General features: G+C 69.7%; 12 protein-coding genes and 1 riboswitch. Of the genes, 6 read left to right on the top strand and 6 right to left on the bottom strand.

Annotation, left to right across the window (positions count from 1 at the left end; all coding sequences use genetic code 11):
• Positions 1 to 9: 9 nt before the first annotated feature.
• The 6 genes from ACKI2N_RS02755 to ACKI2N_RS02730 form a co-directional block, all read right to left on the bottom strand.
• Positions 10 to 1,314, bottom strand: coding sequence for a voltage-gated chloride channel family protein (locus tag ACKI2N_RS02755; RefSeq protein ID WP_420996280.1), 1,305 nt, complete (start codon positions 1,312 to 1,314; stop codon positions 10 to 12).
• Positions 1,315 to 1,401: 87 nt separating this feature from the next.
• A riboswitch (Fluoride riboswitch) is annotated at positions 1,402 to 1,477 on the bottom strand.
• A gap of 46 nt (positions 1,478 to 1,523) precedes the next feature.
• Positions 1,524 to 2,798, bottom strand: coding sequence for an MFS transporter (locus tag ACKI2N_RS02750; protein ID WP_420996279.1), 1,275 nt, complete (start codon positions 2,796 to 2,798; stop codon positions 1,524 to 1,526).
• Between the two features lie 5 nt (positions 2,799 to 2,803).
• Entirely contained in the window at positions 2,804 to 3,307 is a 504-nt protein-coding gene (locus tag ACKI2N_RS02745) for a VOC family protein (RefSeq protein ID WP_420996278.1), read from the bottom strand.
• Positions 3,308 to 3,408: 101 nt separating this feature from the next.
• A complete protein-coding gene (locus ACKI2N_RS02740; protein ID WP_420996277.1) occupies positions 3,409 to 5,082 on the bottom strand; it encodes an alpha-keto acid decarboxylase family protein in 1,674 nt (557 codons plus the stop codon).
• A 126-nt stretch (positions 5,083 to 5,208) separates the two neighbouring features.
• On the bottom strand, positions 5,209 to 6,132 hold the full coding sequence (locus tag ACKI2N_RS02735; RefSeq protein ID WP_420996276.1) for a LysR substrate-binding domain-containing protein: 924 nt from the start codon (positions 6,130 to 6,132) through the stop codon (positions 5,209 to 5,211).
• A gap of 139 nt (positions 6,133 to 6,271) precedes the next feature.
• A complete protein-coding gene (locus tag ACKI2N_RS02730) occupies positions 6,272 to 7,171 on the bottom strand; it encodes a LysR family transcriptional regulator (protein WP_420996275.1) in 900 nt (299 codons plus the stop codon).
• A 110-nt stretch (positions 7,172 to 7,281) separates the two neighbouring features.
• On the opposite strand from ACKI2N_RS02730, the gene ACKI2N_RS02725 reads away from it, so the two are divergent.
• The 6 genes from ACKI2N_RS02725 to ACKI2N_RS02700 all read left to right on the top strand — a co-directional run bounded on the left by ACKI2N_RS02725 (position 7,282) and on the right by ACKI2N_RS02700 (position 11,583).
• Positions 7,282 to 7,911, top strand: coding sequence for an NADPH-dependent F420 reductase (locus ACKI2N_RS02725; RefSeq protein ID WP_420996274.1), 630 nt, complete (start codon positions 7,282 to 7,284; stop codon positions 7,909 to 7,911).
• A 20-nt stretch (positions 7,912 to 7,931) separates the two neighbouring features.
• A complete protein-coding gene (locus tag ACKI2N_RS02720; RefSeq protein WP_420996273.1) occupies positions 7,932 to 8,792 on the top strand; it encodes a DODA-type extradiol aromatic ring-opening family dioxygenase in 861 nt (286 codons plus the stop codon).
• Positions 8,789 to 9,460: an alpha/beta hydrolase gene (locus ACKI2N_RS02715; RefSeq protein WP_420996272.1), complete on the top strand. Its 672-nt coding sequence runs from the start codon at positions 8,789 to 8,791 to the stop codon at positions 9,458 to 9,460. Before ACKI2N_RS02720 ends, ACKI2N_RS02715 begins: the two co-directional genes overlap by 4 nt.
• 36 nt (positions 9,461 to 9,496) lie before the next feature.
• Complete coding sequence (locus ACKI2N_RS02710; RefSeq protein WP_420996271.1) at positions 9,497 to 9,895, top strand: DoxX family protein; 399 nt, start codon at positions 9,497 to 9,499, stop codon at positions 9,893 to 9,895.
• A 70-nt stretch (positions 9,896 to 9,965) separates the two neighbouring features.
• On the top strand, positions 9,966 to 11,114 hold the full coding sequence (locus tag ACKI2N_RS02705) for a helix-turn-helix domain-containing protein (RefSeq protein WP_420996270.1): 1,149 nt from the start codon (positions 9,966 to 9,968) through the stop codon (positions 11,112 to 11,114).
• Entirely contained in the window at positions 11,101 to 11,583 is a 483-nt protein-coding gene (locus ACKI2N_RS02700) for a DUF4411 family protein (RefSeq protein WP_420996269.1), read from the top strand. Before ACKI2N_RS02705 ends, ACKI2N_RS02700 begins: the two co-directional genes overlap by 14 nt.
• The last annotated feature ends 179 nt before the right edge of the window (positions 11,584 to 11,762 follow it).

The following is an 11,762-nucleotide window of genomic DNA, read 5'->3' as shown; positions in this document are numbered from 1 at the left end:
GCGCCGCGCTCAGCGTTTCTCCGCGGCGTCCCGCTCACCCCGCCGGAAAGCCGGCACTTCCGACAGCCGCAACCCCTCCGGCACGCGCGCGCGCTTGGCCTGGCCCACGCGCTGCGCGTGATAGATCCCGGTGTGGCCGGAGAACAAATAGCTCACCACGCACGCCACGCCCGCGAACACGCCCACCTCCGGGCCGAACAGCTCCATCGCCATGATGGTCGAGGCGATCGGCGTGTTGGCCGCGCCGGCGAACACCGCGACGAAGCCCGCGCCGGCCAGCAGCGGCACGGGCAGCGGCAGCACGCAGGCCAGCGCGTTGCCGAGCGTGGCGCCGATGTAGAACAGCGGCGTCACCTCGCCGCCCTTGAAGCCCGAGGCCAGCGTCGCCACCGTGAACGCCATCTTGCCGGCGAAGTCGTAGGCCGGCAGCGGCCCCTGGAACGCCGCCACGATGGTCGGGATGCCCAGCCCCAGATATTTGTCGGTGCCGATCAGCATGGCCGCCGCCGCGACCACGGCGCCGCCCAGGAAAGGCCGCAGCGGGCCGAAGGCGATGCGGCGCTTGAGCGCGCGCGACAGGCGGTGCGTGGCCTCGGCGAACGTCATGCCGGCCACGCCGAAGACGATGCCCGCCAGCACCATCGCGCCCAGCGTCAGCGGGCCGGGATGCGGCACGAACGGCACCGCGTACACCGTGTGATGCACGCCGAGCAGCGGCGGGACCAGGTCGCCCACGATGGCGGCCACGAAGCACGGCAGGATGGCGTCATAGCGCAGCCGCCCGATCGCCAGCACCTCCAGCCCGAACACCGCGCCGGCCAGCGGCGTGCCGAACACCGAGGCAAAGCCCGCGCTGATGCCCGCCATCAGCAGGATGCGGCGCGCCGGCGCGCCGAGCCGGAACAGCCGCGTGAGGTAGTCGGCAAAGCTGCCGCCCATCTGCACCGCGGTGCCCTCGCGCCCCGCCGAGCCGCCGAACAGGTGCGTGACCACGGTGCCGGCGAGGATCAGCGGCGCCATGCGCTTGGGCACGATGCGCCTGGGGTCGTGGATCTCGTCGATGAGCAGGTTGTTGCCCCCTTCCACCGACTGCCCCAGGTAGTGATAGACCAGCCCCACCGCGAGGCCGGCGAATGGCAGCAGCCACAGCAGCCACGGGTGCGACACGCGCGTCGCCGTGGCCCAGTCCAGCGCGACGAGGAGCGCGGCCGAGCCGGTGCCGGCAAGCACGCCGGCGGCGGACGCGAGAACGAGCCAGCGGCCCAGGTAAGGCAGCATCGCCAGGGGCTCGGGCGGAACGAATGTTTTCTTCATGATGACCAGATTCGCAGAACACAAACCTGGACGGCGGGACGCCGCATGGTGATCGCACAGACGCGAGCCTACGACTTCCCTGTCCAGGAACTCGTAGGCATCATCAGCCGACAAGGTTGCTGCCGTCGGCGGTTAAGGGAGGCATGCCATCTCCGCAAGCCGTGCATTTTGCCGCAGCCCGATGCCGGGCGCAAGCGCCCGGCCCGCGCTCAGTGCACTGGCGCGGTCACGCGCGGCGCGGCCGCGCCGCCGCCCGGCAAGGTCCTGGCGACGAAGCCGGCACCCAGCAGCGCGGCGCCGCCCAGCACCGCCGCGAACACCGCCGCGCCGGCATGGATGCCCACCACGTCCACCAGGTAGCCGGTCGCCACCGGCAGCAGCCCGGCCGGGAAATAGCCAGCCATGTTCAAGGCCGCGTTGGCCTCGGCGCGCTGGGCGTCGGGCACGTGCGTGCCGATCAGCGTCAGCCCGCCCAGCTGCCCGAGCCCCAGCGCCGTGCCCATCAGCAGCGCCGCGGCGATGACCAGCGGCGCCATCTCCAGGTACGCGGCCAGCGCCAGGCACGACACCGCCGCCACCGTGGCCAGCGCCCCGGCCAGCAGCATGGTGCGCACCGCCAGCCCGCGCACCGGGAACTGGATCACGGTGGCGGCCACGAACATCGCGCACACCATGCCGCCGGCGATCAGCGGATCGTGCGTGCCGCGCAAGGCGGCCAGCAGCGACGGCGCCAGCGAGAGCACGAAGGCCGCGCCGGCCAGCGCCGGCGCATACACGGCGATGCCCCACGCGAGGAAGCGGCGATACTCCGGCGCGACGGTGGGCAGCCGCAGGCGGAACGCCGCCGCGGGCGCCGGCGCCGGCGCGGATAGCTTGCCCGCCCCCGCCCCCGCCAGCGGCAGCACGCAGACCAGCAGCAGCGCGCTCGCCACCAGCGCGCCGGCGACCGCGAATACCCAGGGCACCGTATCCACGGCGAGAAAGCCGATCACCCCGGCGAGCATCGGCCCGAGCGCGGCGCCCGTCACCATCGCCACCGACGCCGCCAGCGACGCCTGCCGCTCGCGCGCCGGGCCGCCCTGCTCGGCCACCGCCGAGATGCCGGCGGACACCGCCGCCGCGACCGCCATGCCGGTAAGCAGCCGCGCCACCACCAGCGCCGCCACCGACGACGCGGTGGCGAACAGCGCGCACGCCACGATGGCCGCCGCCATGCCCGGCGCCAGCACCACCCGGCGCCCGTGCCGGTCCGACACCTGCCCGGCCACCAGCAGCGTCAGCAGCATGCCCGCCACGTAGGCCGCGAAAATCACCGTCAGCATGCCGGACGAGAAACCCATGCGCTGCTGCCAGTGCACGTAGAGCGGCGTCGGCGTGTTGGAGAGCATGAAGACGGTGGCGACGATCCACGCCGCCGCCCACATCCGCGCGCCGGAGCCGGGCTGCCCGGGCGCGCCGCGCTGTGCCTGATCAGGTATCGTCATGGCGCTCACCGCATCCGGAAGCCGTTCTCGACGATGCCCTCGGACAAGCCGAGGCCCTTGTCGCCCACCTGGACGTTGAGGCCGTCCGGGTCGCGCACGTGGAAGCTGTCCGAATCCGCCTGCGGGTCCAGCCCCTGCGCGCGCAGCCGCGCCGCCAGGCTGGCCGCGTCGAAGCGGTCGATGCCGAACATGAAGTGCGAGATGGTGCCCGGGCGCGGATCGGGCCGCAGCACCAGCATGCTGTCGCCGAAGCCCAGCAGCACGCTCTGCTCGGACTCCTGGATCACGCGCAGGCCGAACATCCGGCAATACCACTGCCTGGAGCGTTGCAGGTCGCTGACCGAAATGGCGATGTGGTTGACCGTGAGCGCCTTGCAGACGGCTGCCTCGTTGGCGATTTCTCCGGTGATTTCGTTGGCGATTTCGTCGGCGATTTCGTCGGTGTTCCGGTCGCTGATTTGGTGGCCGATTGGGTGGCTGATTGGGTGGCTGATCGGATGGCGGGACATGTCGGTTCCTCTTTCTCGGGTGCGAAGGCGGGCCAGGCCGGCGCCGCGGAGGCGCCGGACCGCTTGGTGATAAGGGGTGGCTAGGTGGCGTCCGGTGGCGCTCAGTGCGCCGCGCGCAGCGCCTTCAGCGCGTCGCCGAGTTGCTGCGCCAGCGGCGATGCCGCGTAGGCGTCGGTCACCACCTCGATGTAGGCGCCGGAGGCGGCCTGCTGCGCCGTGGCCAGCGCGTCGTCCAGCTCGCCGCAGGTGGTGGCGCGGGCGGTCACCCAGCCGTCGCAGCCGAGCGCATGGGGCAGCGCGCTGTAGCGCCACGGCGCGACGTCGTTGTAGGCGATGTCCGGCTCCGCGCACAGCAGCCGCTCGATCAGGTAGCCGCCATTGTTGAGGACGAACACCAGCGGGCGCAGCCCGAGCCGCCCGAACTGGCTGATCTCCTGCGCCGTGAGCTGGTGCGCGCCCTCGCCGGTAAACAGCAGCACGCGCCGCTGCGGCGCCGCCACGGCCGCGCCGAGCGCCGCGGGCGTGGCCCAGCCGATCGAGCCCCACAGCGTCTGGTTGTGGAAGGTGGCGCCGCGCGGCAGGCGGCCGAACGCCAGCCCCATCGACACCGTGCCGGTCTCCGCGATGACCAGGTCGTCGGGCCGGATGCATTGCGCCAGCCGCGGATAGAGCGCGGCGGCGTCGATGGCGTCGCCGCCGCTGCCGGCCGGCGCTTGCGGCGCGGCGGCGGCGGGCATCGGCCAGGCGCGGCGCGGCAGGCGGCCGGCCAGCGCCAGCAGCAGCTCGCCCAGCTCCACGCCGTCGAAGACCTTGCCCCTGACCGTGGCGCGGTGGTGGCCGATGGTGATGGTGCGCATCGGGTCCAGGTGCGCGGTGAAGGCGCCGGTGTTGAAGTCGGTCAGCGGCGAGCCGACGATCAGCACGCAATCCGCGCCCTCGACGAAGCGCTGCACCTCCGGGTTCATCAGCTCGCCGCAGTACATGCCGGCATACGCCGGCTGCTGCTCGTCGAGCACCGACTTGGCCATGAACATGGTGGCGAACGGCAGGCCGGACGCGTCGGCGAAGCGGCGCAAGGCCTCGCGCGCGCCGGCGCGCACCGCCAGGATGCCCGGCAGCATGCAGGCATGCCCGGCCGCGCCAAGCGCGCCGGCAATGGCCTGCGCGGCGGCCTCCAGCGTGGCCGGATCGCTGCGCGCCGGCGCGAACGGCTCGCACGCGCCCTGCACCGGCTGGTTGGCGAGGTTGGCCGGGAACGCCATGTAGACCGGACGGCGGTGGTAGAGCGCCTCGGCGATCAGCCGCTCGGTCTCGTAGGCCACGTTGTGCGGCGTCATCACCGCGTGCGCGCACACCACCGGCTCGCTCATGCGCCGGTACAGGTCGTACTCGCCGTTGCCCAGCGTGTGGTGCATCAGCGCGCGCGCGCCCTGCGTGGCCATGTCCGGCATGCCGACGAGGTGGAACACCGGCAGGTGCTCGGCATAGGCGCCGGCAATGCCGTTGATGGCGCTCAGCTCGCCCACGCCGTAGGTCGTGCACACGGCGCCCACGCCCTTGATGCGCGCGTAGCCGTCGGCCGCATAGGCCGCGTTGAGCTCGTTGCAGCAGCCGATCCAGCGCATGCGGTCGTGGTGGCAGATCGCGTCGCTGACCGCGAACGAATAGTCGCCAGGCACGCCGAAGACGTCGGCGACGCCGAGGTCGGCGAGCCGCGAAAGCACGTGCTGGATCACTGTCGGGGCGGGCGGGGCAGTCTGGGCGGTCTGGATCATGGCGGTATGTCCATCAGGTTGGAGGCGATGAAAGCGCCATCGGCGGCTGCCCTGGCGATGAACATACTGTGGTCGAAGCCGGGCGCAAGCAGAAATACCGGTTTGCAATACGGCCATTGCCGCCCGCTATGGCTCGCCGCCGGGCGCGATGCGCTCCATGCCGGCCGGCGGGCCGGCGCCCAGCAGCTCGTCGATGAAGGACTCGAACAGGCGGCGCACGACTTCGGCCGCGCGCGGCAGGCCGCCGGCCTGCGAGAAGACGATATAGGCCGTCTGGTACAGCGGCGGCTCCACCGGCGTGGCGGCGAAGCCCTCGTGGCCGGGCGCCGCGGAGAAATCGCCGAGCGGCAGGATGGTGGCGGCCACGCCCGAATGGACCGCCGACAGCAGGCCCCACATCAGGTTGGCCTCGGCCACCACGTTGGGCGCCACGCCGGCGGCGGCAAAGCCGGCGTCGATCAGCGTGCGCGTGGCGTTGGGCGCACCGGGCAGGATGAGCGGCTCCTGCGCCACGTGGCGCAGCGTGACCACGCCCGGCGCGGGCGCCGCCTGCTTGCGCGTGACGAGGTAAAGGCGCTGGCGGAACAGGCCATGCCGCAGCAGCCCCGGCGTGGGCTCGGCCTCCAGCACCACGGCCAGGTCGAGCTGGCCGGCCACCGTGCGCGCGGACAGCGTGGCGCTGTCCTCCGTCATGAAATTAAGGCTGACCTTCGGCAGCGCCGCCTTGCACGCCTTCATGAACGGGCCGGCCAGCACCGGCGCCAGCGACGACGACACACCCAGCCGCACGGCGCCCGCCACCTCGTCGCCGGTAAAGCGCACGATGTCGGGCAGCCGCTCGATATGCCGCAGGATCTGCGTGGCCTCCCGGTACAGCGCCTCGCCCGCGGCCGTGGGCCGCACGCCGCGCGCGCTGCGTTGCAGCAGCGTGACGCCGAGCTCCGCCTCCAGCTCCGCCATCTGCAGGCTGAGCGTGGGCTGCGCGACGAACACCGTCGCCGCGGCGCGCGAGAAGCTCCCGGCCTCGACGATCTTCACGAAATAGCGCAAGTGTCGGATCTTGATGATCGGCTCCCGGCGTGGTCGGATCGGGCTGGCCGCGGCAGGCGCGGCGCGTCGGCGGCGGGCGACGCCATGGTCACAGTACAGCTTAGTCGATGCGGCGCCGCCGCGGCACCGGCGGGCCGGGTCAGTCGTCCCAGCGGACGTCCGCGAAGCACTCCACGAGGTAGTTGATCAGCGCCCGCACCTTGGGCGGCAGGTGCTTGCGCGACGGGTACACGGCATAGATGCCGAGCTCGACCGCGCGGTACCCCGGCAGGATTTCCACGAGGTCGCCGCGCCGGATGTCCTCGAACAGCATGAAGCTCGGCTGCAGCAGGATGCCGCCGCCGCTCAGGCCGATGGCGCGGCACGTGTCGCCGTTGTTGCAGCGTACCGCCGGCTGCGTCTGCACGGTGACGTCGCCCTGCGGGCCGGTGAAGGTCCATTCGTTGCGCGAGGCGAAGTGGCTGTACGCGATCACCTTGTGCGCCAGCAGGTCCGCCGGCCGGGCCAGCGGCGCATGCCTGGCCAGGTACGCCGGCGCCGCGCACAGGCGCATGCGCGTGCTGGCCAGGCGGCGGCCCACCAGTGACGAGTCCTCCATGCGCGCGATGCGCACCGCCACGTCGAAGCCCTCCTCCACCAGATCGACCACGCGGTCGTTGAGGCTGATGTCGAGCTCGATCTTCGGGTGCGCGTGCATGAAGCCCGCCCACAGCGGCGCGAGGTGCTCGATGCCGAAGCTCAGCGGCGCATTGATGCGCAGCACGCCCGCCGGCTCCTCCGAGCCGGACGCCGCCGCGCCCTCGGCGGCGTCCATCAGCGCCAGCACGTCGCGCGCCTGCTGATAGAAGATCCGCCCCTCCTCGGTCAGCGACAGCCGCCGCGTGGTCCGGTGCAGCAGCCGCACGCCGAGCCGCGCCTCCAGCGCGTTCACGTAGCGCGACACCGCCGCCTTGGACATGGCCAGCGGCTCCGTGGCGGCAATGAAGCTGCCTTTGTCCACCACCGTGCAGAACACCTGCATCTCGAGGGCGCGATCCATTTCTCTTTTGTCTCATTTATCGGGATGATTTGTCGCATTAGACCATCTTTATCCCTGCAATTGAATCTATAAACTCGGAATCACCTTCCCACCGTTTTATAGAGGCAACCATGCACATCACCCTCATCGGCACCGGCAACATGGGTTCCGCCTTCGCGCGCCAGCTCAGCCAGGCAGGCCACACCGTGCGCATCACCGGCCGCGACCTGGCCAAGGCGCAGGCGCTGGCCAGCCAGTTCCCCAACGTCGAGGCCCGCCCCGCCGCCCAGGCCGCGGCCGGCAGCGAAGTCGTCATCGTCGCCACCGCCTACGCGGACGCCGCCGCCGCGCTGCGCAGCCTGGGCGATCTGTCCGGCAAGGTGGTCATCGACATCACCAACCCGCTCACGCCCGACTACATGGGCCTGACCATCGGCCACACCACCAGCGCCGCCGAGGAAATCGCCCGGGCGCTGCCCGGCGCGCAGGTGGCCAAGGCCTTCAACACACTGTTCGCGCAGGTGCTGGCCGACGGCCCGGTGTTCGCCGGCGACCGGCGCGCCAGCGTGTTCGTCGCCAGCGACAGCGAGCGCGCCAGGCAGACCGCCATCGCGCTCGCGCACAGCCTGGGCTTCGAGACCGTCGACGCCGGCGGCCTCGTCAACGCGCGCTACCTGGAGCCGCTGGCGGGCCTGAACATCTACCTCGGCTATGGCGCCGGGCTGGGCACGTCGATCGCGCCCGCCTGGATCCGGAAATGAACCCGCAAGCGAGACCCGTCATGCCCAATCCTTCACCCGCCCCCTCTCCCATTCTCTCTCCCGTTCTCTTTGTCTCCCACGGCGCGCCCACGTTCGCCGTCGAACCCGGCGAGGCCGGCGCCAGCCTCGCCGCGCTCGGCCAGGCGCTGCCGCGCCCGAGCGCCGTGGTCGTGATCTCGCCGCACTGGCGCACGCGCGGCGGCGTGCGCATCGGCACCAGCCAGGCCCCGGCCACCATCCATGACTTCGGCGGCTTCCCCGAAGCGCTGTACCGGCTGCAATATCCCGCGCCGGGCCAGCCCGCGCTGGCCGCGCAGATCCAGTCGCTGCTCGGCGCCGCCGGCTGGCCCGCCACGCCCGACCCGCAGCGCGGGCTCGACCACGGCGCCTGGGTGCCGCTGCTGCACCTGCTGCCCGCGGCCGACGTGCCGGTCGTGCAGGTCTCGCTGCCCGCGCCGCTGACGCCCGCCGACGCGGTGCGCTTCGGCCAGGCGCTGCGGCCGCTGCGCGAGCAAGGCGTGCTGATCGTGGCATCGGGCAGCCTCACGCACAACCTGTACGAGTTCCGCGGCGCCGCGCCGGGCGCGGCCGAATACGTGGTCGAGTTCGCCCGCTGGACCGCCGAGACGCTGCGCCGCGGGCAGATCGGCAAGCTGCTGGCATACCGCGACCTCGCGCCCGACGCCGAGCGCGCGCATCCGACCGACGAACACTTCCTGCCGCTGTTCATCGCGCTCGGCGCCGCCGGCGAAGACTACGCGCTGCGCGTGCTCGCAGGCGGCGTCGTCCATGGCGTGCTGGCGATGGACAGCTATCTCTTCGACAGCCCGCAGGCACGGACGCAACGCGCGCAACCCGCACAACAAGAGGTGACGGCATGAGCCAGACTGACCTGCCCGCCGCCCTCGAATTCGAACCCTGCTCCGGCCTGCACTACCGCCGCGCGCGCCAGCCCCAGGCGCCGCGCGCGCGGCTGGTGCTGCTGCATGGCGTGGGCGGCAACGAATCCAACTTCGCCGGGCTGGAACACCACTGGCCCGCCGGCCTGGAAGTCCTGCTGCTGCGCGCGCCGCTGCGCATGGGCCCGTTCGCCTTCGCGTGGTTCCACGTCAGCTTCACCGCCGGCGGCCCCGTCATCGAAGCCGCGCAAGCCGAAGCCAGCCGCGAGCGCGTGCTGCGCTTTCTCGACGCCCAGCCCGCGCTGCCCACCGTCATCGCCGGCTTCAGCCAGGGCGGCATCGTCAGCGCCAGCGCCGCGCTCAGCGCGCCGCAGAAAGTCAGCGGCTTCGGCCTGCTCAGCGGCCGCATCCTGCCCGAACTCGAGCCGCGCATCGCCCCGCCCGAAGCCCTGCGCACGCTCAGCGCGTTCATCGCCCACGGCCGCCGCGACGACAAGCTGCCCCCGTTCTGGGCAGAGCGCGCCGACGCCCAGCTCGACCGCCTCGGCGTGCGCCGCCAGACCCGCCTCTACGACATGGGCCATGAACTGGCCCGCGAGGAAATCGCGGATTTCGTGCAATGGCTGGACCACACCCTCAACCTCGACTGACAACCCCGACCGAACCCCATCAACGGAGCCCCCATCATGATCGACAACCGCACCGCCCCCTACGCCGCCCTCGCGCTACGCCTCGCCCTCGGCATCATGTTCATCGCGCACGGACTGACCAAGCTGCTGGTCTTCACCCCCGCCGGCACCGCCAGCTTCTTCCAGTCCGTGGGCTTCCCCGGCTTCCTCGCCTATCCCATCATCGCCTTCGAGATCGCCGGCGGCGCGCTGCTCATCCTTGGCGTGTTCTCGCGCTGGGTAGCCGCCGTGGCCGCCGCAGAGCTGTTCGGCGCCGCCACCGTCCACTTCGGCAACGGCTGGAGCTTCACCAACCCGCATGGCGGGTGGGAGTATCCGGTGTTCCTGGCGGTGGCGGCACTGGTCGTGGCGCTGCTGGGCGACGGGGCGCTGGCCTTGAAGGCATCGCGGGGGTAGTGCCTCGGGGCTTCCGCTAACCAAAAGTGGCGTCGCCCCGTGGCCGCGTTCCCTCTTATAATCGAACGCGATGGAACGCATACAGTCGATCAACCCCGAACGCATCCTATGGTGCTGTACCGACCACGGTACGACGCCAGAGGAACTTGCGCTCGCCGCCGGCATTTCGCCAGCCACTATGGCGCACGTGCTGGCAGGCGAAGGCGGCCTGACGTTTGCACAGTTGAGCAAGATGGCGGCCGTCTTCGGCCGTGGCGCCCTCTTCTTTCTCGAGCAGGGCCCGGTCGATGCGGTGCAAGTGCACACGCCGGCGTTTCGCACGCTGGCCAACCAGAAGCCCGAGCTCAGCGCCAAGCTCAAGGTGTTGATCGAGCGGGTGGAAAAACAGCGCGCCATCTACATGAGTCTTCGCGAAGACCTTGAGGGCGAAGCCTTTCCCGCGTTCAATCCACCCCGGCTTCCACGCCAAGACCCGGTCGAGGCAGCGCGGATAGCGCGCAGATGGCTGGGACTGGCGGACGGCAATACCTTCGATAGCTACAGAGCCGCCATAGAAGCACGCGGCATCCTGGTATTCCGCAGCAACGGCTACAACGGCAAGTGGCAGATCGCGAAAGAGAGCCCGATCCTGGGCTTCAGCATCTACGAACCGGCTTGCCCGGTGATCGTGGTCAAGAAGCTGCCCTGGGAATCGCAGCAGTCGTTCACGTTGATGCACGAGCTTGGCCATCTCCTGTTGCATCGAAGCAGCTCGATCGACGACGAAGCCGATATGCAGTCGCACCGCGGGCACGAGCGCGAAGCCAATGCATTTGCCGGGCAGTTGCTTGTCCCGCACGGATTCCTCCAGAACATCAGCGACCCCGAGCGCCCCAATGACCCCGCCGGCTTTGACGAATGGCTCAAGCCCCAAGCGCGTCAATGGGGCGTGAGCACGGAAGTCATTCTCAGGCGTTTGCTGGACGCGGGAAGAATCACGCAACTGCAATACGCGTCCTACCGCCATTGGAGAGCCGAACAACCGCTGCCCAACCTGGACGGTGGCAGCCGCGCGTACCGCCATCGGGAGCCCACGCACATCTTTGGAGACAAGTTTGTGCGGACGGTATTGGACGCCGTCAACAACAGGCAAATCACCCTCGCAAAGGCGAGCGGCTACCTGGACGGACTCAAGATCAAAGACCTGCATCAGTTGGAACGCTTCTATGCAGGTGTTTGACGCCTCGTCAATGATCTACGCGTGGGACAACTATCCGGTTGAGCAATTTCCCGGCTTGTGGGGCTGGATCGCGAGCGAGGTCAATGCGAGGCGCTTGATGATGCCCGGCGTAGCGTATGTCGAGGTCAGCGCGGGAACACCGGATTGTAGTGACTGGCTCCTTCAGGCGAACCTTGAGAGGCTAGAGGTCACGAATGCCATTGTGCAAGATGCGATGCGCATCAAGAGGCTGCTTGGCATTGCGGGAGATGCATATCATCCCAAAGGCGTCGGTGAGAATGATCTGCTGATCATCGCAACTGCCCGGGCATATGGGTATGAACTGGTCAGCAACGAGGCGATTCAGAATCTACCGCCCGATGTCCCGTCAAAGCGGAAGATTCCGTCCATATGTGCGATGCCGGAAGTGGCGGTTTCATGCGTGGATTTCCTGCAATACATCCGGCGGTCGGGGGTAGTGTTTGGTTGAGTCTTGGAGATCGGCTGTTGGACCACAGTCTGAGACTGTCGGTCAAACATGCCAACAAGGCTGGAGCAACTCAACCCCGCTGAAGACAGGAATCTTCCTACGCCTCATTCTCATAAAATTAATCAATTAATTTATCTATATCAAGAAAAATCTGAAAGACATTTCAATACTTATCATGT

This window comes from Cupriavidus sp. 30B13 (assembly GCF_049059565.2).
GTDB lineage: Bacteria > Pseudomonadota > Gammaproteobacteria > Burkholderiales > Burkholderiaceae > Cupriavidus.
The sequence above is the reverse complement of the archived record's forward strand: the minus strand, read 5'-3'. Positions and strand labels throughout refer to the sequence as shown.